The sequence below is a fragment of the Streptomyces sp. CB02923 genome, assembly GCF_001905005.1.
In the GTDB taxonomy this organism is placed as follows: Bacteria; Actinomycetota; Actinomycetes; order Streptomycetales; family Streptomycetaceae; genus Streptomyces.
Window position 1 is genome coordinate 266880 of sequence record NZ_LWKZ01000027.1, and the last position, 21903, is coordinate 288782.

Below are 21903 nucleotides of genomic sequence, written 5' to 3' on the forward strand. Positions count from 1 at the left end.
GGTCATCGCCCTGCACCGACAAAGGAGATCACGTGTCCGGCCAACCCGAAATATTCATCAATTACCGCACGGTGGACGCAGCGGACGGCGCCGCTCTCATCGAGAACCACCTCTCTCAGCGATTCGGCTCGGAGCTGATTTTCCGGGACGGGAAGTCCATCCCGGCGGGCAGCCCTTTCCCCGAAGCCCTGCGGTCGGCCGTACGGAATTGCAGCGTCCTGCTGGCCGTCATCGGGCCGCGGTGGCTGGACGGGCTCGCCGGACAGGCGGAGGGCGGTGGTGACGACTGGACATGCCGCGAGATCGCCGAGGCGCTGGAGAGCGGAGCCCAGGTCATTCCCGTACTCATCGGTGCAGACACCCGCCTGCCGTCGCCCGATCGCCTTCCGGTCGGCATCCGCGAACTGGCGCGCCGCCAGTTCCGCCGGGTCGATGCCTACTCCTCGCACCACGACTTGGAGGTGCTCGCGGACGAACTCGCCGGCCTCGTTCCCCGGCTGGGCACGACGGATTCCCGGGCCTGCGCCGACAGCGACACCGGAGCACATGCCCGCAACTCCGTCGATGACAATCGCGGCACGGCCTTCCAGGCCGGCACCATCGGCACCGCGCTCAACGCTCCGGGCGGCACCGTCCACAGCGGCCAGGGGGATCAGTACGTCAACTCGCATCGAGGCGACCAGTACACCCACTCCAACCACCAGTCCGGGGGCAGTGGCGTCCACTTCACCGGCGGAAACCAGGGCGGCATCCGCTTCAACGCCACTCCCTCCGAGGACGGGAGCGACGGCCGGTGACCGAGTACATCGGGACGGCATTCGGTGATGCGTCCGGCCCGCTGCATTCGGGGTCAGGCGATCAGCACATCCACTTCGGGCCGTCGCCCATCGGCACTCCTCGCCGCCCCCCTCGGGACGCCGCCCGGGACGAGCTTCTCCGTCTGCACCGTCGGTTCGTCCTCCCGCCGGGCTTCGAGAACGCCCGGAGCCGCCTTTCGGAGTACCGCACCGTCCTGGTCACCGGCCCCGTCGGCAGCGGGCGCAGCGCGGCGGCACGCGAGTTGTTGTACGAGCGTCAGCTGGGCAGAGGCAGCCGGTTCATCAGGCTGCCGGACCGGGTGGAGGACAAGGACGACAGCATCCTCCACCCGGATGACATTCAGCGATCCGACCTGATGCTGCTGGATCTCACGGCTTCCGGGCAAGATGTACTGGATCAAGCTCAGTGGGAAATGTCCGAGTTCCGCGCTGCCGTGCAGGAGAAGCACGCCTGGCTCACCGTCGCGCTGCCGCCCGACACTCCGCTTCGCGACGACTTGCACGGTCTGCGGGTCCCGCTGGACCGGCCGGTCGGACTCCATGTACTGCGCAGGCATCTGCATGCCGAACGCATCGTTCCGGAGAAAGAGGAATTCTCTCGAGGCGAGCTGACGGCTTTTCTCGCCACCGCGCACATGCAGGAGATCGCCAGGTTCGCGGACCTCGTAAAGCAGTATCGCGACCGGCGGGACACGGATACCGGTCGCTTCACGGACTGGCTGGAAGGTGCACTGGCTGACACGATCAGACGGCAGGGTGAAATACGCACCATCCTTGAGCGATCCTCCGGTACACAACGTGCCCTCTTTCTGTCGTGCGCCATGCTTCACGGAGCACGCGGGCAGGTCGTCCAGGTAGCGGCCACAAAATTGCTGCAGGCGGCCGAAGAGCCGCATGTCGTACAGCCCTTGCTCAGCCGGATGACCCTGCCACACCGCCTCGCGGCCGTCGGAGCGGAGATGAAGGGCGACGGCCGGGTGATGTTCCGCGGCCTTCGGTACGACGAAGCGGTCAGCGACTGTTTCTGGGACGATTTTCCGGAACTGCGGCCCGTTCTGCGTTCCTGGACGGACCGCCTGGTCCGGGATGCCGCCGCGGCCGGCGAGGAACGCGACGACCTCGTTCTGCGCTATGCGAGGCAGTGTCTGCGCACCGGGAGTCCCGAGGAGCTCTCCGGGACCGCGGTCGCGTGGACCTCCGACGGGACGCCCGCCTGGTTGCACAAGTCGGCGTATCTCGCCCTGGACACCGGGCTGCGTGACGAGACACACGGTGGTCATTTCCGGGCGAGGACGTACGAGTGGGCGACCGCGCGGCAGCCCAGCCCCGGCTTGGTAGGGGTTCTGGTCGGCGTCTGCTCCGGGGCCATGGCCGTTCAGCACCCCGACAGTGCCCTGGTGCGGCTCCTGCACCTCGCCCGCCGGGAGACCGCCGAAACCGCGCCCGCCGCCCGCGACGCCTTGTTCGGTCTCGCCTTCTCCGAAGGCCGCCTGATACGACGCCTGCTGGACCGTATCGACCGTGCCTGGTCCCGGCCCCTCTCTTCCTGGCGCCACACCCGCGAGATCGAGTTGTTCTTGCGGCTCGCCGAACCGGAGCGTTTCGCCGACCCGGGGGGCCGGACTCGGCCGCTGATCTCCGAGCCGGCCGTACGCAGGCAATTGACGTCGGGCTGGCGCGCCACCCTCAAGGCGCGCCCGTTCGCCGAATGCCGTTCCAAAGCGGCCGACTGGTTACGGACCGCCCGCAAGTGGCCTGCAGCGCGGGAGGGTGTTCTGGATGTTCTCGTGCATGCCTGCGAAGGGCGCGGCGACCTTCTCGGCGAGCTGTACGCATTGGACTGGCACCTGCCGTGCACCTCTCGGGAAGACCCGGCAGCCAAGGCGGACGTCTCGGTGCGGGTTTGGCAGAAGATCAACGCTGCCCAGAATGCAGGCAGCTGACTCGGGGGACAGGAAAGATGAGTTCGGGTCACAAGACCTTCACCTTGTTCATCGCGGTGATCGGCGAACTGCTCGTCGCCATCGCCGGACTGGCGCTGGGCTGGCAGCCGCTCTGGCTGTGGCCCGTGCTGGCGTTGTCCCTGCTGGCCGGAGCGGTCGCGGCGTTCGCGGCCGCCGATCGCAGGAAGCCGTTGATTCCCCGGGAGGCACTGCCGGATCCCGACCTGCCGATTCCGCCCCGCGAATCGCAGGAACGATACGTCACCGAGGTGGCGCTCCCCAGCCAGTCGGCAGACTACGACTTTCTCTTCTCCGCCAGTATCCGCTGGGCCGTCCTCGAGGATGCCGGATACGGACCACCGGTGAGTCCCGGAGGCCTGGCCGTGAGCGCGATACTGGAGCGCGCCCGCGCTGTCACCGCTCAGCAGTTGCCACTTCGCTGTTCGCTGATACAACACCAGTTGGGTGGCGCCCTGGGCACCATGCAGGCCGATGGGTCCGGCCGGGTCCTGGCCATGGCCGACAACATCTCGCTCACGCTGAGCGAGCCGGACCGTGACCGGCTGAGCAAATTGTCGACCGTTCGCAAGGACGAGGCCGTCTGGGAGCACGAGCGCAAATACGAGAGGAACAAACGCACTTACCTGGGCGAGGACGTCCTCAAGGATCCTGGCAGCGCCGTCGTCTGGTACCTGTCCCGGAACGAGGACGCGATCGAGCACACCGTCGATCTGATCGGCACCCTTACACGACTCGCCGGGGCGGCCAACACCCACGACTTCCCCGACCCTGTCGACGAGCCGGACTCACCACCGTCGGTCGATGAACACCGTCCGCACCCCGCATGGGAAGACAGCGCGTCCGGCCCAGGAGACGGTCAGCCGGCCCCCGAAGACCCGACCGTCGAGTATGTCGGCCTCTTGCTGGAGCATCTGGGTGTCCCCGATACGCCGGAAGGCGCCGTGCTGGCCCAACGCTTCGCGGAGAACATCGCCAAGTGTTCCGCCGCCGGCGCGGCCGAGGCGGCGGCAGCCGTCCGTGACCACTTCACCCCGCCCGCCCCACCGCCGTACCAGGACGCCGCCCAGGAGGAGAGCGGCCCGGCGCCCGAGAGCACCGGGTCCCGGCAGCCTCCACCGCAGGAGCCGCCGCTGCCGGACAGTCAGGACTGAGGCGGCGGCGTCAACGCGAGAGGCCCGCCTCGGAAGGCGGGCCTCAGTACGGTGAAAGCGAAGCCCTACAGCCCCGCAGCCTTTCGCAGTGCGTCCACGCGGTCCGTGCGCTCCCAGGTGAAGGCGTCCAGCTCGCGGCCGAAGTGGCCGTAGGCGGCGGTCTGGGCGTAGATGGGGCGCAGGAGGTCGAGGTCGCGGATGATGGCGGCCGGGCGGAGGTCGAAGACCTCGGCGATGGCGTTCTCGATCTTGTCGACGTCGATGGTGGCGGTGCCGAAGGTTTCGACGAACAGGCCCACCGGCTCGGCCTTGCCGATGGCGTAGGCGACCTGGACCTCGCAGCGGGCGGCCAGCCCGGCCGCTACGACGTTCTTGGCGACCCAGCGCATGGCGTAGGCGGCCGAGCGGTCGACCTTGGACGGGTCCTTGCCGGAGAAGGCACCGCCGCCGTGGCGGGACATGCCGCCGTACGTGTCGATGATGATCTTACGGCCGGTGAGGCCGGCGTCGCCCATCGGGCCGCCGATCTCGAAGCGGCCGGTGGGGTTGACCAGCAGGCGGTAGCCGTCGGTGTCCAGCTTGATGCCGTCCTCGACGAGCTGGTTGAGGACGTGCTCGACGACGAACTCGCGGATGTCGGGCGCGAGGAGCGAGTCGAGGTCGATGTCCGACGCGTGCTGCGAGGAGACGACGACCGTGTCGAGGCGGACGGCCTTGTGGCCGTCGTACTCGATGGTGACCTGGGTCTTGCCGTCGGGGCGCAGGTACGGGATGGTCCCGTTCTTGCGGACCTCGGAGAGGCGCTTGGACAGGCGGTGCGCGAGGTTGATCGGGAGCGGCATCAGCTCCGGGGTCTCGTCGCAGGCGTAGCCGAACATCAGGCCCTGGTCGCCCGCGCCCTGCTTGTCCAGCTCGTCCTCATCGCCCTCGACGCGCTTCTCGTAAGCGGTGTCGACGCCCTGGGCGATGTCGGGGGACTGTGCGCCGATGGAGACGGAGACGCCACAGGAGGCGCCGTCGAAGCCCTTCTTCGACGAGTCGTAGCCGATCTCCAGAACCTTGTTGCGCACGAGGTTGGGGATGTCGGCGTACGCCTTCGTCGTCACCTCGCCGGCCACGTGGACCAGGCCGGTGGTGATCAACGTCTCGACGGCGACCCGGGAGGTCGGGTCCTCCTTCAGGAGGGCGTCGAGAATGGTGTCGCTGATCTGGTCAGCGATCTTGTCGGGGTGACCCTCGGTGACGGACTCCGAGGTGAACAGGCGGCGGGACACATCGCTCCCTGGGGTTGCAGCGGCTGCTGGCTGATCATTGGCGGAAAGGCCGAGAGCTGCGCTCGGCTCGATCCGGGGCCAGTTTATCGGTCATGAGCGGCGTTCGGGCACGCAGTCTCGATTTATGGACCCCTCGTGACCTGGGACACCTCCCCGAAGAGAGGAAGATCCCGTTCCGGACACGGCCCGGACGGAGGCGTTGGATCATGGGGAGGAGGAGGTGGGAGGGGTCTGCGGGGTGGGCAGGCGGGGGGCCACGAGGTCCCAGATGCGATCGGAGAGGGCTTCCTTCGGGCCGTACGGTACGGGGGTCTCGGCGCCGTCGGCGGCCAGGATCACCGCCTCGTTCGCGGCCGAGCCGAACGCTTTGTGGTCGCCGACCTCGTTGACGACCAGCAGGTCGCACCCCTTTCGGGTGAGCTTGGCGCGGCCGTTGGCGAGGACGTCGTCGGTCTCGGCGGCGAAACCGACGACCACCTGGCCGGGGCGGGAGCGGTCGGCGGAGATCTCGGCGAGAATGTCCGGATTACGGACCAGGGCCACCGGCTCGGGCTCCTGGCCCTCCTGCTTCTTGATCTTTCCGGTGGCGTACGCGGCGGGTCGGAAGTCCGCCACGGCGGCCGCCATGACCACGGCGTCGGCGTCCGCCGCGGCCTTCAGCACGGCCTCGCGCAGTTGGACGGCCGTACCGATGTGGACCACGTCCACCCCGGCCGGGTCGGGCAGCTCGCTGTTGCCGGCGACGAGGGTGACGCGGGCGCCGCGGGCCACGGCGGTGCGGGCGAGCGCGTACCCCTGCTTGCCGGAGGAGCGGTTGCCCAGGAAGCGGACCGGGTCCAGGGGCTCGCGGGTGCCGCCGGCGCTGATGACGACGTGCCGGCCGGCCAGGTCCCGGGTGAGGCCGAGCGGGCCGCGGGCCAGTACGCGGCGGCAGGCCTCGAAGATCTCGGACGGGTCGGGGAAGCGGCCCTTTCCGGTGTCCACGCCGGTCAGCCGGCCGACGGCGGGCTCGATGACGACGGCGCCGCGGCGGCGCAGCGTGGCGACGTTGTCCTGGGTGGCCGGGTGCTCCCACATCTCGGTGTGCATCGCCGGGGCGAAGATCACGGGACATCGCGCGGTGAGGAGGGTGTTGGTGAGCAGGTCGTCGGCGAGCCCGTGGGCGGCCTTGGCCAGCATGTCGGCGGTGGCGGGGGCCACCACGACCAGGTCGGCGGACTGGCCGATCCGCACGTGCGGGACCTCGTGGACCGATTCCCACACCTCGGTGGAGGCCGGGTTGCCGGAGAGCGCGGACCAGGTGGCCTCGCCGATGAAGTGCAGGGACGCCGCGGTCGGTACGACCCGGACGTCGTGGCCCGACTCGGTGAGCCGTCGCAGCAGCTCGCACGCCTTGTAGGCGGCGATCCCGCCGCTCACTCCCAGGACGACCTTGGGACGGCGCGCCGGGCCACCCCCGTGGGCCAGGCCACTCCCGTCCGCCGAATCACTCCGGTCCGCCGGGCCTCCCCCGCCCACCGGGCCGCCCCGGTCCACCGGGCCACCCCCGTCCCCCGCGTCGGCTCCGTCCGCCGTTCCGGCGGCCCGCTGCGGCTGTGTCGGCTTGTCCATCGCGTTCTCTCCCCACGCCGTGGGTTCCGTCCCGTGCGGGGTGCGGACCCGGTCGGTTACTCCCCCATGACACACCAAGGGCCCGGCAGCGGCGCTGCCGGGCCCTTGGTCGAGGCGCCGTGGCGGTCCCGAAGGACTCCGCCACGCGGCGCCGCACTGCTACTGAGCCGGGCCCTCGACGGCCTCGGAGGTCAGCAGACCCGCGTTGATCTCGCGGAGCGCGATCGACAGGGGCTTCTCGTGGACGTGGGTGTCGACCAGCGGGCCGACGTACTCCAGCAGGCCCTCACCGAGCTGCGAGTAGTACGCGTTGATCTGACGGGCGCGCTTGGCGGCGTAGATCACGAGGCTGTACTTCGAGTCGGTGGCCTCGAGAAGCTCATCAATCGGCGGGTTGATGATGCCCTCGGGCGCGGTGATGGAAGAGGACACTCTCTGCCTTCCGAAGGGGGGTGAAAACCGGTGTAAAGATCAAAGAACCTTCATCAAGGCTAGCAGCTCACGGCTGACGTCCTCGACGGAGGTGTTGACCAGGGTGACGTCGAACTCGGGCTCGGCGGCCAGCTCGACCTTGGCGGCCTTCAGGCGGCGCTCGATGACCTCGGGCGCCTCCGTGCCGCGGCCGGTGAGCCGGCGGACCAGTTCCTCCCAGCTCGGCGGAGCCAGGAAGACCAGCTGGGCCTCCGTCATGGACTCGCGGACCTGCCGCGCGCCCTGAAGGTCGATCTCCAGCAGAACCGGCTCGCCGGCCTCCAGGCGGTCCTGGACGGCCTTGCGGGGCGTGCCGTAGCGGTTGCCCGCGAATTCGGCCCACTCCAGCAGTTCGCCGTTGGCGACGAGCTTGTCGAATTCCTCGTCGTCCACGAAGAAGTACTGGACGCCGTGCCGCTCCCCGGGGCGAGGCTGGCGCGTGGTGGCCGACACCGAGAGCCAGACCTCGGGGTGGACCTTGCGCATATGGGCGACGACCGTGCTCTTGCCGACCCCCGAGGGGCCGGAGAGCACGGTCAGCCGCGGACGGGCGTCCGGGGATACGGGGGACGGCCCCCGGGGTGTTGCTGCCATACGGCGATTATTCCAGTTCCCCGGCAGTGCCAGGAAACCCGGCTACGCCTTGTCGCCGAACTCTCGCTCAAGGGCAGCGATCTGGTTGGTGCCCAGGCCGCGGACCCGGCGGCTCTCGGAGATACCCAGCCGCTCCATGAGCTGCTTGGCGCGGACCTTGCCGACGCCGGGAAGGGACTCAAGAAGGGCGGAGACCTTCATCTTGCCGATGACGTCGTTCTCCTGGCCCTGCTTGATGACGTCATGAAGGGAGGCGCCGGAGTTTTTGAGCCGATTCTTGACCTCGGCGCGCTCCCGGCGAGCCGCGGCGGCCTTCTCGAGCGCGGCTGCGCGCTGTTCAGGGGTAAGGGGCGGAAGAGCCACGCCTACGTCACCTCGGATGTCGAACTGTCGGATACGGACCGGTGTGGAACCTAGTCGCCCCACACCTGCGGGGCAACGAGCAACGCGCTTACGTGCACTGCTCTCGTCGGAGACTAGCGGCCACGGCGCTCGGAGTCAGCGAGAACAGACGAAAAGTCCTGGTCAGACTCTGCTGACCAGGACATATCGGGACTAAAGTCCCTGTCGTTCGACCGCTGTCCGCACCTCGTCGGCACATCCGAGGGCGGCCGCGCGAAGTGCGGCGACGTCCGGACCGTGCCGCAGCACCCCCCGGCTGACGCTCGGCACGACGTTGCGGACCGCGTCCCCGAACACCCGCGGGAGGTCCGCGGGGGTCGCGCCCTGCGCACCGATGCCGGGCGCGAGCAGCGGTCCGCCGGTCGCCAGGTCGTACGCGGACAGGTCGCCGAGCGTGGCGCCGACGACGGCTCCGTACGAGCCCAGCTCGCCGCGGGAGGCGGCGTCGGCGTTCTCCGCCTTCAGGTGGCCCAGCACGGTCGCGGCGACGGTACGGCCGTCGGCCCGTACCGCGTGCTGAACCTCCTGCCCTTCGGGGTTCGAGGTCAGCGCGAGGGCGAACAGCCCGCAGCCGTTCTCGCGGGCCAGCTCGACGGCCGGGCGCAGCGACCCGAAGCCCAGGTACGGGCTGACCGTCACCGCGTCCGAGAACAGCGGCGAGGCCGGGTCCAGGTACGTGGCGGCGTACGCGGCCATGGTGGAACCGATGTCACCGCGCTTGGCGTCCATCAGGACGAGGGCACCGGCCTGCCGGGCCGCCGCGACGGTCTCCTCCAGGACGGCGATGCCCCGCGAGCCGAAGCGCTCGTAGAAGGCGGACTGCGGCTTGAGGACGGCGACGCGGTCGGCCAGCGCCTCGACGACGGTGCGCGAGAAGGCCGCCAGGCCCGTCACGTCGTCGTTCAGGCCCCAGTCGGCCAGGAGCGAGGCATGCGGGTCGACGCCGACGCAGAGCGGGCCGCGTGCGTCCATGGCGGCCCGCAGGCGGGCGCCGAAAGGTCCGGGGCTCACGAGGTGGCCTTCCTGTGCTCGGCGCCGACGGCGTCGGCGAGGGTGGCGTACGGGCTGTTGCGCAGGCGGGCGGCGAGGCCCTTGTGGATCGCGCGGGCGTAGAACGGGCCCTCGTAGATGAAGGCGCTGTAGCCCTGTACGAGGGTGGCACCGGCGAGGATGCGCTGCCAGGCGTCCTCGGCGTTCTCGATGCCGCCGACGCCGACCAGGGTGACGCGGTCGCCGACGCGGGCGTACAGGCGCCGCAGCACGGCCAGGGAGCGCTCCTTGACGGGGGCGCCGGACAGGCCGCCGGTCTCCTGGACGAGGGCCGGGTCGGAGGCCAGGCCGAGGCTCTCGCGGGCGATGGTGGTGTTGGTGGCGATGATGCCGTCCAGGCCCAGTTCCACGGCGAGGTCGGCGACCGCGTCCACGTCCTCGTCGGCGAGGTCCGGCGCGATCTTGACCAGCAGCGGGACCCGGCGGCCCGGGACGGTGCGGTCGGCCGCCTCGCGGACCGCGCCGAGCAGCGGGCGCAGGTGGTCGACGGCCTGGAGGTTGCGCAGGCCGGGGGTGTTCGGCGAGGAGACGTTGACGACCAGGTAGTCGGCGTGCGCGGCGAGCCGCTCCGTGGAGGTCACGTAGTCGGCGACGGCCGCGTCCTCGGGGACGACCTTGGTCTTGCCGATGTTGACGCCCAGCGTCGTGCGGAAGACCGGGTTGCGGGCCGCCAGGCGGGCCGCCACGGCCGCCGAGCCGTCGTTGTTGAAGCCCATGCGGTTGATGAGCGCGCGGTCCGGCACGAGGCGGAACAGGCGCTTTCGCGGATTGCCGGGCTGCGGCTCGGCGGTGACCGTGCCGATCTCGACGTGGTCGAAGCCGAGCATGGCCATGCCGTCGATCGCGACGGCATTCTTGTCGAAGCCGGCCGCCAGCCCGAAGGGGCCGTGCATCCGGCGGCCCAGGGCCTCGGTACGCAGCTCCTTGTGGCGGGGGGCCAGGACGGCCGCGGCGAAGGTGCGCAGCACCGGGATGCGCGCGGCCAGCCGGATCCAGCGGAAGGCCAGGTGGTGGGCCTTCTCGGGGTCCATACGGCGGAAGATCAGGTTGAAGAGGAGGGAGTACACGGGCAGGCGGGCCTTCCGCAGTTCGAAGGGGCGAGGGGGCGGGGCTCGTGAAGAGGGGGACACCGCGGCGGTGTCCCCCTCCTGGTGGCCCTACTCCTCGCGGGCCGCGGTCAGCTGCCGCGCGTGTTCCTGCAAGGAGCGCACGCCCACGTCGCCGCGGGACATCGCCTCGATGCCCTGGACGGCGGCGGCCAGCGCCTGGACCGTGGTCAGGCACGGGACGGCGCGGGCGACGGCCGCGGTGCGGATGTCGTAGCCGTCGAGGCGGCCGCCGGTGCCGTAGGGCGTGTTGACGATGAGGTCGACCTCGCCGTCGTTGACGAGCTGGACGATGGTCTTCTCGCCGTTGGGGCCCTCGCCCTCGCTGTGCTTGCGCACGACGGTGGCGCTGATGCCGTTGCGGCGCAGCACCTCGGCGGTGCCGGAGGTGGCGAGCAGTTCGAAGCCGTGGGCGACCAGTTCCCGGGCCGGGAAGATCATCGAGCGCTTGTCGCGGTTGGCGACGGAGACGAACGCGCGGCCCTTGGTGGGCAGTGCGCCGTACGCGCCGGTCTGCGACTTGGCGTACGCCGTACCGAAGACCGAGTCGATGCCCATGACCTCGCCGGTGGAGCGCATCTCCGGGCCCAGCACGGTGTCCACGCCGTGCCCCGCGGCGTCGCGGAACCGCGACCAGGGCATGACGGCCTCCTTGACGGAGATCGGCGAGTCCAGCGGCAGCGTGCCGCCGTCGCCGCTCTTCGGCAGCATCCCCTCGGCGCGCAGCTCGGCGACGGTGGCGCCCAGCGAGATGCGGGCGGCGGCCTTGGCCAGCGGCACCGCGGTCGCCTTCGAGGTGAAGGGGACGGTGCGCGAGGCGCGCGGGTTGGCCTCCAGCACGTACAGGATGTCGCCGGCCATCGCGAACTGGATGTTGATCAGGCCGCGTACGCCGACTCCCTTGGCGATGGCCTCGGTGGAGGCCCGCAGCCGCTTGATGTCGTGGCCGCCGAGGGTGATGGGCGGCAGCGCGCAGGCGGAGTCGCCGGAGTGGATGCCGGCTTCCTCGATGTGCTCCATGACGCCGCCGAGGTAGAGCTCGGTGCCGTCGTAGAGGGCGTCCACGTCGATCTCGATGGCGTCGTCCAGGAAGCGGTCGATGAGGACCGGGTGCTGGTCGATCAGGCCCGCGTGCCGGGTCAGGTACTCGCCCAGCGACGGCTCGTCGTAGACGATCTCCATACCGCGGCCGCCGAGGACGTAGGACGGCCGGACCATGACCGGGTAGCCGATCTCGGCGGCGATGCCCTTGGCCTCGCCGAAGGAGTAGGCGGTGCCGTACTTGGGGGCGGGCAGGCCCGCCTCGGTCAGCACCCGGCCGAACGCGCCGCGCTCCTCGGCCAGGTCGATGGCCTCCGGCGAGGTGCCGACGATCGGCACGCCGTTGTCCTTGAGCGCCTGCGCCAGGCCCAGCGGGGTCTGGCCGCCGAGCTGGACGACGACGCCGGCGACCGGGCCGGCCTGCTGCTCGGCGTGGACGATCTCCAGGACGTCCTCCAGGGTGAGCGGCTCGAAGTAGAGCCGGTCGGAGGTGTCGTAGTCGGTGGAGACGGTCTCCGGGTTGCAGTTGACCATGACGGTCTCGTAGCCCGCGTCGCTCAGCGCGAAGGAGGCGTGCACGCAGGAGTAGTCGAACTCGATGCCCTGGCCGATGCGGTTCGGGCCGGAGCCCAGGATGATCACCGCGGGCTTCTCGCGCGGCGCGACCTCGCTCTCCTCGTCGTAGGACGAGTAGAAGTACGGGGTCTTCGCGGCGAACTCGGCGGCGCAGGTGTCCACCGTCTTGTAGACGGGCCGGACGCCGAGGGCGTGCCGGACCTCGCGGACGACGTCCTCGGCGAGGCCGCGGACGGCGGCGATCTGGCTGTCGGAGAAGCCGTGGCGCTTGGCGTACGCCAGGATCTCGGGGCCGAGCTGGTCGGCGGCCGCGATCTCGTCGGCGACCTCCTTGACCAGGAACAGCTGGTCGACGAACCACGGGTCGATCTTCGTGGCGTCGAAGACCTCCTCGGGGGTGGCGCCGGCCCGGATGGCCTGCATGACGGTGTTGATCCGGCCGTCGGTGGGGATGCCGGCCTTCTCCAGCAGCTCCGCCTTGCCGCCCGGGTCGCCGGTGAAGTCGAACTGGCTGCCCTTCTTCTCCAGGGAGCGCAGCGCCTTGTTGAGCGCCTCGGTGAAGTTGCGGCCGATGGCCATGGCCTCGCCGACCGACTTCATGGTGGTGGTCAGCCGAGCGTCCGCCGCCGGGAACTTCTCGAAGGCGAAGCGCGGGACCTTGACCACGACGTAGTCGAGGGTCGGCTCGAAGGACGCCGGCGTCTGCTCGGTGATGTCGTTGGGGATCTCGTCGAGCGTGTAGCCCACGGCGAGCCGGGCAGCGATCTTCGCGATCGGGAATCCGGTGGCCTTGGAGGCGAGCGCCGAGGAGCGCGAGACGCGCGGGTTCATCTCGATGACGATGACCCGGCCGTCGACGGGGTTGACGGCGAACTGGATGTTGCAGCCGCCGGTGTCCACGCCGACCTCGCGGATCACCGCGATGCCGATGTCGCGCAGGGTCTGGTACTCGCGGTCGGTGAGCGTCATCGCGGGCGCGACCGTGATCGAGTCGCCGGTGTGCACGCCCATCGGGTCGAAGTTCTCGATGGAGCAGACGACCACGACGTTGTCGTTCTTGTCGCGCATCAGCTCCAGCTCGTACTCCTTCCAGCCGAGGATGGACTCCTCCAGGAGCACCTCGGTGGTCGGCGACAGGGACAGGCCCTGGCCGGCGATACGGCGCAGCTCCTCCTCGTCGTGTGCGAAGCCGGAGCCGGCGCCGCCCATGGTGAAGGAGGGGCGCACGACGACCGGGTAGCCGCCCAGTTCCTCGACGCCCTTCAGGACGTCGTCCATGGAGTGGCAGATGTAGGAGCGCGCGGACTCGCCGTGGCCGATCTTGCGGCGGACCGCCTCGACGACGCCCTTGAACAGGTCGCGGTCCTCGCCCTTGTTGATCGCCTCGACGTTGGCGCCGATCAGCTCGACGCCGTACTGCTCCAGCGTGCCGGACGCGTGCAGCGAGATCGCGGTGTTCAGCGCGGTCTGGCCGCCCAGGGTGGGCAGCAGCGCGTCCGGGCGCTCCTTGGCGATGATCTTCTCGACGAACTCCGGGGTGATCGGCTCGACGTAGGTGGCGTCGGCGATCTCCGGGTCGGTCATGATCGTGGCCGGGTTGGAGTTGACCAGGACGACCCGCAGGCCCTCGGCCTTCAGGACCCGGCACGCCTGCGTACCGGAGTAGTCGAACTCGGCTGCCTGGCCGATGACGATCGGGCCGGAGCCGATGACCAGGACGGACTGGATATCGGTGCGCTTAGGCACGCTGGCCCTCCATGAGCTGGACGAAGCGGTCGAACAGGTAGGCCGCGTCGTGCGGGCCCGCGGCGGCCTCGGGGTGGTACTGGACGCTGAAAGCCGGCCGGTCGAGGAGTTGGAGCCCCTCCACCACGTTGTCGTTCAGGCAGACGTGGGAGACCTCGGCGCGGCCGAAGGGGGTCTCGGAGACCTGGTCGAGCGGCGCGTCGACGGCGAAGCCGTGGTTGTGCGCGGTGACCTCGACCTTGCCGGTCGTACGGTCCTGCACCGGCTGGTTGATGCCGCGGTGCCCGTACTTGAGCTTGTACGTGCCGAAGCCCAGCGCGCGGCCCAGGATCTGGTTGCCGAAGCAGATGCCGAACAGCGGCGTGCCGCGCTCCAGCACGCCCCGCATGACGGAGACGGGGTGCTCGGCGGTGGCCGGGTCGCCGGGGCCGTTGGAGAAGAACACGCCGTCCGGCTGCACCGCGTACACGTCCTCGACGGTGGCGGTGGCGGGCAGCACGTGCACCTCGATGCCACGCTCGGCCATGCGGTACGGGGTCATGCCCTTGATGCCCAGGTCGACCGCGGCGACGGTGAAGCGCTTGGTGCCCTGCGCGGGCACGACGTACGCCTCCTTGGTGGCGACCTCGGCGGACAGGTCGGCGCCCTTCATCTGCGGGGCCGCCTGCACCTTGGCCAGCAGCATCGCCTCGTCGGCGAGCCCGGTGCCGGACGGGCCGTCGAGCCCGGGGCCGGAGAAGATGCCGACCCGCATCGCGCCGCGCTCGCGCAGGTGGCGGGTGAGCGCGCGGGTGTCGACGCCGCTGATGCCGACGACGCCCTGGGCGGCCAGCTCGTCGTCGAGGGAGCGGGCCGAGCGCCAGTTGGACGGGGTGCGGGCGGGGTCGCGTACGACGTAGCCGGACACCCAGATGCGGGCGGACTCCGGGTCCTCGTCGTTGACGCCCGTGTTGCCGATGTGCGGGGCGGTCATGACGACGACCTGGCGGTGGTACGAGGGGTCGGTCAGGGTCTCCTGGTAGCCGGTCATGCCGGTGGAGAACACCGCCTCGCCGAAGGTCTCCCCCTCGGCTCCGTAGGCGCGGCCGCGGAAGCTGCGGCCGTCCTCCAGGACGAGTATGGCGGGAGACGCCGCCCTCCTCTTCGAGGCGTTCCCCTGGCTGGAGGTGGTCATCGTGCGCCTTCCGTTTCGGTGGTCTTGCTGTTCTTGCCGGTCAGGTCGGTGAGAGCGGCGACCCATGCGGTGTGCTCGGCGGCCCGGTCGGAGCGGAAACCGGAGTCGATCTCCTTGTCCCCGTGCGCCCAGGTGATCACCAGCAGGCCGCCCTCGGGCAGGACCTTGCCGGCGATGCCCTTGTCCAGGCGGGCGCCGCGCAGCGCGGCGGCCGGGACGAAGAAGTCCTGCGCGCCGGGCCGTACGACGTCCACGCCGGCGTCCGTCAGGGTCAGCTCGGCGCGGCTGCGGGTGCCCAGTCCGCGTGCGACGACGCGGTCCAGCCACTGCCCGGCGGTCGTCGAGCCGTGGTAGCGGCCGGTCATCGTCAGCCGCGGCTCTCCCGCGTCCTCGGGAGCGGTGGGCAGCTCGGGCAGGTCGCCCTGGAGGGTGCCGCGCCACTTCCAGCCCTCGCGCATCAGCCAGTAGACGAGCGCGACGAACAGGAGCAGGCCGACGACCCAGCCGATGCGGGCCGCCCAGTCGGTGACCTCGGCGGACTTCTGCTCCGCTGCCAGTTGGATGATTGAAGATGTCACGCGAGTTTCCCGTCCACGACCGTTGCCCGGCCCCGCAGGAAGGTGTGGGTCACGCGCCCCGGCAGCTCACGGCCCTCGTAGGGGGTGTTGCGGCTGCGGGAGGCGAAGCCCGCGGGGTCCACGGGTCCACGGTATGCCGGATCGAGCAGCGTGAGGTTGGCGGGCTCGCCAGGCGAGACGGGCCGGCCGTGCCCCTTGAGACGCCCGATCTCCGCGGGGCGGAAGGACATCCGGTCGGCGACGCCGGCCCAGTCGAGCAGGCCGGTGTCGACCATCGTGTGCTGGACGACGGACAGCGCCGTCTCCAGGCCGACCATGCCCATGGCGGCCGCGCCCCACTCGCAGTCCTTGTCCTCGTGCGGGTGCGGGGCGTGGTCGGTGGCGACGCAGTCGATGGTGCCGTCGGCCAGCGCCTCGCGCAGCGCGAGCACGTCGGCCTCGGTGCGCAGCGGCGGGTTCACCTTGTAGACCGGGTTGTAGGACCGGACGAGTTCGTCGGTGAGCAGCAGGTGGTGCGGGGTGACCTCGGCGGTGACGTTCCAGCCCTTGGACTTGGCCCAGCGGACGATCTCGACGGACCCGGCGGTGGACAGGTGGCAGATGTGCACCCGCGAACCGACGTGCGCGGCGAGCAGCACGTCCCGCGCGATGACCGACTCCTCGGCCACCGCGGGCCAGCCGGCCAGGCCCAGCTCGGCGGAGACGATGCCCTCGTTCATCTGGGCGCCCTCGGTCAGCCGGGGCTCCTGGGCGTGCTGGGCGATCACGCCGTCGAAGGCCTTCACGTACTCCAGCGCGCGGCGCATGATCACCGCGTCGTCCACGCACTTGCCGTCGTCGGAGAAGACCCGTACGCCTGCCGCGGACTCGTGCATGGCGCCCAGCTCGGCGAGCTTCTTGCCCTCCAGGCCCACGGTCACCGCGCCGACCGGCTGCACGTCGCAGTAGCCGGACTCCTTGCCCAGGCGCCAGACCTGCTCGACGACGCCCGCGGTGTCGGCGACGGGGAAGGTGTTGGCCATGGCGTGTACGGCGGTGAATCCGCCGACGGCGGCGGCCTTGGTGCCGGTCAGGACGGTCTCGGAGTCCTCGCGGCCCGGCTCGCGCAGGTGGGTGTGCAGGTCGACCAGGCCGGGCAGCAGGATCTGCCCCGCGGCCTCGACGACCGTCGCGCCCTCGGCGCCGGAGACGGTCAGGTCCGTGCCGACGGCGGTGACCGTGCCGTCGGTGATCAGGACGTCCTGCGGCTCGCCGCCCAGGACCTTCGCCCCGCGGATCAGGGTCTTGCTCATTACTTGCTCTCCTCGGTGCGATGGGAGGTGCGGCGCGCGGCGCCTCCGTCTGGGGTGGTGGCGGGCGACGGGTGGGCGGGGGACGTGGTGACGGCGGGTTCGTTGCCGCCCAGCAGCAGGTAGAGGACGGCCATCCGGATGCTGACGCCGTTGGCGACCTGCTCGACGGCGGTGCAGCGCGGCGAGTCGGCGACCTCGGCGGTGATCTCCATGCCGCGGTTCATCGGGCCGGGGTGCATCACGATCGCGTGGCCGGGCATCCGGCTCATGCGGTCGCCGTCGAGGCCGTAGCGCCGGGCGTACTCCCGCTCGGTGGGGAAGAAGGCGGCGTTCATGCGCTCGCGCTGGACGCGCAGCATCATCACCGCGTCGGACTTGGTCAGCACCGCGTCGAGGTCGTAGCTGACCTCGCAGGGCCACCGCTCGACGCCGATCGGGACCAGCGTGGGCGGCGCGACCAGCGTCACCTCGGCGCCCAGCGTGGTCAGCAGGTGGACGTTGGAGCGGGCCACCCGGCTGTGCAGGATGTCGCCGACGATCGTGATGTGGCGGCCGGACAGGTCCTGGCCCGCGCCGTCGGTCAGGTGCCGGCGCATGGTGAAGGCGTCCAGCAGCGCCTGGGTGGGGTGCTCGTGCGTACCGTCTCCGGCGTTGACGACCGAGCCGCCGATCCAGCCGGAGGTCGCCAGGCGGTGCGGGGCGCCGGAGTCGCCGTGCCGGATGACGACGGCGTCCGCGCCCATCGCCTCCAGGGTCAGCGCGGTGTCCTTGAGCGACTCGCCCTTGGAGACGGACGAGCCCTTCGCGGAGAAGTTGATGACGTCCGCCGACAGCCGCTTGGCGGCCGCCTCGAAGGAGATGCGGGTGCGCGTGGAGTCCTCGAAGAAGAGGTTGACGACGGTCCGCCCGCGCAGCGTGGGGAGCTTCTTGATCGGCCGGTCCGCTACCCGGGCCATCTCCTCGGCGGTGTCGAGGATCAGGACGGCGTCGTCGCGGGTGAGGTCGGCGGCCGAGATGAGGTGACGCTTCATCCGGTTTTCTCCGTGAGTGATGGAGGTGTACGGGTATGTCCGTCGAGCAGGCATGGGTACGGGCCCGGTCGCGCCGGGTCCGTCCGCGGGGGTGCTACTGCTCGCCGGCCGGGGCGGTCAGCTTGACGCCGAGCAGCACGGCGTCGCGGCCGTCCTCCTCGGTGAGCTGGACCTTGACCGTCTCCCGCAGCGACGTGGGGAGGTTCTTGCCCACATAGTCGGCACGGATCGGCAGCTCGCGGTGGCCGCGGTCGACCAGGACCGCGAGCTGTACGGCACGCGGCCGTCCGATGTCGTTCAGGGCGTCGAGCGCGGCGCGGATCGTACGGCCGGAGAAGAGCACGTCGTCGACGAGGAGGACCACGCGGTTCTCGATGCCGTCACCGGGGATGTCGGTGCGCGCGAGGGCACGGGCCGGGCCCAGGCGCAGGTCGTCGCGGTACATGGTGATGTCGAGCGAGCCGACCGGCACGGCGCGTCCGGTGATCTCTTCGAGCTTGACGGCCAGCCGGCGGGCGAGGAAGACGCCGCGGGTGGGAATGCCGAGCAGCACCACGTCGTCGGCGCCCTTGGCGCGTTCGACGATCTCGTGGGCGATGCGGGTGAGCATGCGCGTGATGTCCGGCCCTTCGAGGACCGGACGCGCAGCCTGTGAGCTGGGGGCGTCCATGAAGAACGGACCTCCTTCTCCGCCTCACGGGACGGACTTTAAAGGACGTCGGAATTACACCGTCCACGGTATCAGGAGCCCCGGCGGACTCCGACAGCACCCCTTCGAGGCCACCGTGTGACTCATTCGGCTTGACGAAGCCAAATTACGCTGCGTAACCTCACAGTGAGTTACCAGCCGCGCGGCCCGCGCCGCACGTCTACACAGTGTCCGGGGAGCTTTATGTCCAGCGAATACGCCAAACAGCTCGGGGCCAAGCTCCGCGCCATCCGCACCCAGCAGGGCCTCTCTCTCCACGGTGTCGAGGAGAAGTCCCAGGGCCGCTGGAAGGCCGTCGTGGTGGGCTCGTACGAGCGCGGCGACCGTGCCGTGACCGTGCAGCGCCTGGCCGAGCTGGCCGACTTCTACGGCGTGCCGGTGCAGGAACTGCTGCCGGGCACGACCCCGGGCGGCGCCGCCGAGCCGCCGCCGAAGCTGGTCCTGGACCTGGAGCGCCTGGCCCACGTGCCCGCCGAGAAGGCCGGCCCGCTGCAGCGCTACGCCGCCACGATCCAGAGCCAGCGCGGCGACTACAACGGCAAGGTCCTCTCCATCCGCCAGGACGACCTGCGCACCCTCGCGGTGATCTACGACCAGTCGCCCTCCGTGCTGACCGAGCAGCTGATCAGCTGGGGCGTGCTGGACGCCGACGCACGCCGCGCGGTGCAGCACGAGGACATCTGACCGCACGGGCGCCACCTGCAGAAACGTACCGCCGCTCCGGACCGCTCCGGGGCGGCGGTTTTCTGTGTCCGCGCTGCCGGGCCCGTCCGGCGGCCCCGCCCGTACGGCGCACGACCCTTCTCGCCCGTAGAGCGCACGATCCCCACCCGTACGGCGCACGACCCTTCTCGCCCGTAGAGCGCACGATCCCCACCCGTACGGCGCACGACGCTCCTCGCGCGTAGAGCGCACGATCCCCACCCGTAGGGCGCATGCCCCGCCCGCACACCGCACCTGCCCAGCCCCGCCCATGCGAAGGGCCCGGAGCGTCTCCGCTCCGGGCCCTTCGCATGGGATCCACCGCCGCCTTACTGCTCCTCGCGCCGCAGGCCGGGCTTCAGTTCTTTCAAGCGGGCCAGCAGGCCGTTGACGAAGGCCGGGGATTCATCCGTGGAGAATTCCTTGGCCAGCTGCACCGCTTCGTCGATCGCCACGATGTCCGGGGTCTCGTCCACCCAGACCAGCTCGTACGCGCCGAGCCGCAGCACATTGCGGTCGACCGTCGGCATCCGGTCCAGCGACCAGCCGACGGAGTAGGTGTCGAGCAGCTCGTCGATGCGCTCGACGTGCTCCGCGTACCCCTCGACCAGCTCCAGGGTGTACTCGTTGACCGGCGGCTGTCGCGGGTCCGTCCGGGCGTGCCGCATCCAGTCCGCGAGCACGGTCTGCACGTCGGCACCGCGCTGGTCGGCCTCGAAGAGGATCTGGAAGGCGCGCTTGCGGGCCTTGTTGCGGGCGGCCACGGTTAGCTGTTCACCCGGCCGAGGTAATCACCGGAGCGGGTGTCGACCTTGATCTTCTCGCCGGTCGTGATGAAGAGCGGCACCTGGATCTGGTGGCCGGTCTCCAGCGTGGCGGGCTTGCTGCCGCCGGTGGAGCGGTCGCCCTGGACGCCCGGCTCGGTCTCCGCGATGGTCAGCTCGACGGCGGCCGGCAGCTCGACGTAGAGCACCTCGCCCTCGTGCTGCGCCACGACGGCCTCGAAGCCCTCGAGCAGGTAGTTGGCGGCGTCACCGACGGTCTTGCGGTCGATGTGCAGCTGGTCGAAGGTGTCCATGTCCATGAAGACGAAGTACTCGCCGTCCATGTACGAGAACTGCATCCCGCGCTTGTCGACAGTAGCCGTCTCGACCTTCACGCCGGCGTTGAAGGTCTTGTCCACCACCTTGCCGGACAACACGTTCTTGAGCTTGGTGCGGACGAAGGCCGGGCCCTTGCCGGGCTTGACGTGCTGGAACTCGACGACGGACCAGAGCTGGCCGCCTTCGAGCTTGAGCACCAGGCCGTTCTTGAGGTCGTTCGTGGAAGCCACGGTTGCGGAATCTCCTGGACTGCGGGTGGTGGGACCCGGGGCACGCACGCGCCGAACCGGGTCCGGCTCAGAGCGCGAGCAGCTCCTTGGTCGTGATCGTGAGTAGCTCGGGTCCGCCGTCCGCCTCGGGGCGGACGACGAGTGTGTCGTCGATCCGGACACCGCCGCGGCCCGGGATGTGAACCCCCGGATCGACGGTGACCGGCACGCAAGCGTCCAGTTTACCCATGGCTGCAGGTGACAGCCGAGGGTCCTCGTCGATTTCGAGTCCCACACCGTGTCCGGTACCCGGTCCCAGGCTCTCACCGTGCCCCGCGCCGACCAGGACCTGGCGCGCCGCCCGGTCCACCTCGCGGCACTCCACACCCGGTGCCAGCGCCTCCCGTCCGGCCCTCTGGGCTGCGAAAACAAGGTCGTACAGCTCGATCTGCCAGTCCGCGGGCGTGGTGCCGATGACGAACGTACGGCCGATCTCGCAGCGGTAACCCCGGTAGTTCGCCCCCAGATTGACGGTCAGGAAGTCACCTTCCTCGACCCGCCGGTCGGTGGGCAGATGTCCGGGACGTCCCGAATACGGGCCGGAGGCGACCGAGGTGGGGAAGGCGGGGCCGTCCGCGCCGTGGTCCACGAGACGGCGCTCCAGTTCGAGGGCGAGGTGCCGTTCGGTACGGCCCACCAGAATCGACTCCAGCAGTTCGCCGAGGGCCTGGTCGGTGATCTCGGCGGCGATCCGCAGACAGGCGATCTCCTCGTCGTCCTTCACGACCCGCTGCGCCTCGACGGCACGGGCGAGGTCATCGAGCCGCAGCCGCGGGGCGACCTGGGTCAGCGCGCGGTGCCGGGCGACCGTGAGGTGGTGCTCCTCGACGGCGAGCGAGCCCGCCCCGGCCCGCGCCGCCTGGTCCGCGGCGGCCACGACCGGGTCGCCGTCCCGGGTGGGCAGCTCGGACACGCGCAGCTCCTCGGCGGGCCGCCCTTCCGAGGGATCGCCGCTCAGCGGCCCCCCGGTCAGCAGGAGGTCGTCGGCGGGACCGAGCAGCAGGGCCGCGCCGGGCGGCGCGCAGCCGGTGAGGTAGCGGACATTGGCGGGACGCGAGATCAGCGCCGCGGCGCTTCCGGCGGCGACGCAGCGGTCGCGCAGCCGCGTACGCCGGGCCGAGTACAGCTCGGACATGCACCGAGCGTACGGTCCCCGGCCCGGCCCGGCCGGTCGGGCGGGTCCGGGCGGGGGATCGTAGGGGGCTGGGCGGGGCGGGCGGCGTGGGGGCGGGGAGAGCTTG

Annotated in this window: 20 protein-coding genes; 4 read left to right on the forward strand and 16 right to left on the reverse strand. The window is 70.5% G+C overall.

Annotation, left to right across the window (positions count from 1 at the left end):
* The first annotated feature begins 32 nt into the window (after window positions 1–32).
* From A6A06_RS36040 to A6A06_RS36050, 3 genes are read left to right on the forward strand one after another with little or no spacing between them, the layout of a single operon-like run.
* Window positions 33–797: a toll/interleukin-1 receptor domain-containing protein gene (locus tag A6A06_RS36040; RefSeq protein ID WP_073767662.1), complete on the forward strand. Its 765-nt coding sequence runs from the start codon at window positions 33–35 to the stop codon at window positions 795–797.
* On the forward strand, window positions 794–2761 hold the full coding sequence (locus A6A06_RS36045; protein WP_073767664.1) for a hypothetical protein: 1968 nt from the start codon (window positions 794–796) through the stop codon (window positions 2759–2761). The genes A6A06_RS36040 and A6A06_RS36045 overlap by 4 nt, the downstream gene beginning before the upstream one ends.
* Before the next feature lie 17 nt (window positions 2762–2778).
* Window positions 2779–3933, forward strand: a complete 1155-nt coding sequence (locus A6A06_RS36050; protein ID WP_073767666.1) for a hypothetical protein — start codon at window positions 2779–2781, stop codon at window positions 3931–3933.
* A gap of 65 nt (window positions 3934–3998) precedes the next feature.
* Here A6A06_RS36050 and metK read toward each other — a convergent pair whose 3' ends face one another.
* From metK to pyrR, 13 genes are all read right to left on the reverse strand, one after another.
* Window positions 3999–5207, reverse strand: coding sequence for a methionine adenosyltransferase (gene metK, locus A6A06_RS36055; RefSeq protein WP_073767668.1), 1209 nt, complete (start codon window positions 5205–5207; stop codon window positions 3999–4001).
* A gap of 204 nt (window positions 5208–5411) precedes the next feature.
* Complete coding sequence (gene coaBC, locus A6A06_RS36060; RefSeq protein ID WP_242441127.1) at window positions 5412–6818, reverse strand: bifunctional phosphopantothenoylcysteine decarboxylase/phosphopantothenate--cysteine ligase CoaBC; 1407 nt, start codon at window positions 6816–6818, stop codon at window positions 5412–5414.
* A gap of 159 nt (window positions 6819–6977) precedes the next feature.
* The gene (gene rpoZ, locus A6A06_RS36065) at window positions 6978–7250 is read right to left on the reverse strand and encodes a DNA-directed RNA polymerase subunit omega (RefSeq protein ID WP_003982715.1); all 273 of its coding nucleotides are present in this window, start codon (window positions 7248–7250) and stop codon (window positions 6978–6980) included.
* A gap of 39 nt (window positions 7251–7289) precedes the next feature.
* Complete coding sequence (gmk, locus tag A6A06_RS36070; RefSeq protein ID WP_073767670.1) at window positions 7290–7883, reverse strand: guanylate kinase; 594 nt, start codon at window positions 7881–7883, stop codon at window positions 7290–7292.
* A gap of 42 nt (window positions 7884–7925) precedes the next feature.
* The gene (locus tag A6A06_RS36075) at window positions 7926–8246 is read right to left on the reverse strand and encodes an integration host factor (RefSeq protein ID WP_073767672.1); all 321 of its coding nucleotides are present in this window, start codon (window positions 8244–8246) and stop codon (window positions 7926–7928) included.
* A gap of 192 nt (window positions 8247–8438) precedes the next feature.
* Window positions 8439–9296, reverse strand: coding sequence for an orotidine-5'-phosphate decarboxylase (gene pyrF, locus A6A06_RS36080; protein WP_073767674.1), 858 nt, complete (start codon window positions 9294–9296; stop codon window positions 8439–8441).
* Window positions 9293–10402: a quinone-dependent dihydroorotate dehydrogenase gene (locus tag A6A06_RS36085; RefSeq protein WP_073767676.1), complete on the reverse strand. Its 1110-nt coding sequence runs from the start codon at window positions 10400–10402 to the stop codon at window positions 9293–9295. The genes pyrF and A6A06_RS36085 overlap by 4 nt, the downstream gene beginning before the upstream one ends.
* Before the next feature lie 90 nt (window positions 10403–10492).
* On the reverse strand, window positions 10493–13804 hold the full coding sequence (gene carB / locus A6A06_RS36090; RefSeq protein ID WP_073767678.1) for a carbamoyl-phosphate synthase large subunit: 3312 nt from the start codon (window positions 13802–13804) through the stop codon (window positions 10493–10495).
* Window positions 13797–14978, reverse strand: a complete 1182-nt coding sequence (carA, locus tag A6A06_RS36095; RefSeq protein ID WP_073767680.1) for a glutamine-hydrolyzing carbamoyl-phosphate synthase small subunit — start codon at window positions 14976–14978, stop codon at window positions 13797–13799. Before carA ends, carB begins: the two co-directional genes overlap by 8 nt.
* Window positions 14975–15556, reverse strand: coding sequence for a PH-like domain-containing protein (locus tag A6A06_RS36100; RefSeq protein ID WP_073767682.1), 582 nt, complete (start codon window positions 15554–15556; stop codon window positions 14975–14977). The genes carA and A6A06_RS36100 overlap by 4 nt, the downstream gene beginning before the upstream one ends.
* The gene (locus A6A06_RS36105) at window positions 15553–16848 is read right to left on the reverse strand and encodes a dihydroorotase (RefSeq protein ID WP_073767684.1); all 1296 of its coding nucleotides are present in this window, start codon (window positions 16846–16848) and stop codon (window positions 15553–15555) included. Before A6A06_RS36105 ends, A6A06_RS36100 begins: the two co-directional genes overlap by 4 nt.
* Entirely contained in the window at window positions 16848–17879 is a 1032-nt protein-coding gene (locus A6A06_RS36110; RefSeq protein ID WP_073767686.1) for an aspartate carbamoyltransferase catalytic subunit, read from the reverse strand. The genes A6A06_RS36105 and A6A06_RS36110 overlap by 1 nt, the downstream gene beginning before the upstream one ends.
* Window positions 17880–17973: 94 nt before the next feature.
* Window positions 17974–18549 (reverse strand): bifunctional pyr operon transcriptional regulator/uracil phosphoribosyltransferase PyrR, encoded by a 576-nt coding sequence (gene pyrR / locus A6A06_RS36115; protein WP_073767688.1) that lies wholly within the window; start codon window positions 18547–18549, stop codon window positions 17974–17976.
* 222 nt (window positions 18550–18771) lie between these two features.
* On the opposite strand from pyrR, the gene bldD reads away from it, so the two are divergent.
* On the forward strand, window positions 18772–19272 hold the full coding sequence (gene bldD / locus A6A06_RS36120; RefSeq protein ID WP_003982726.1) for a transcriptional regulator BldD: 501 nt from the start codon (window positions 18772–18774) through the stop codon (window positions 19270–19272).
* Window positions 19273–19619: 347 nt separating this feature from the next.
* Here the strand turns inward: bldD and nusB are convergent, their stop codons facing one another.
* From nusB to A6A06_RS36135, 3 genes are all read right to left on the reverse strand, one after another.
* Window positions 19620–20054 carry a transcription antitermination factor NusB gene (nusB, locus tag A6A06_RS36125; RefSeq protein WP_073767690.1) on the reverse strand — a complete coding sequence of 145 codons (435 nt, stop codon included), beginning with the start codon at window positions 20052–20054 and terminating at the stop codon, window positions 19620–19622.
* Window positions 20055–20056: 2 nt separating this feature from the next.
* Complete coding sequence (gene efp / locus A6A06_RS36130; protein WP_073767692.1) at window positions 20057–20623, reverse strand: elongation factor P; 567 nt, start codon at window positions 20621–20623, stop codon at window positions 20057–20059.
* A gap of 67 nt (window positions 20624–20690) precedes the next feature.
* The gene (locus A6A06_RS36135; protein ID WP_073767694.1) at window positions 20691–21797 is read right to left on the reverse strand and encodes an aminopeptidase P family protein; all 1107 of its coding nucleotides are present in this window, start codon (window positions 21795–21797) and stop codon (window positions 20691–20693) included.
* Window positions 21798–21903: the final 106 nt, after the last annotated feature.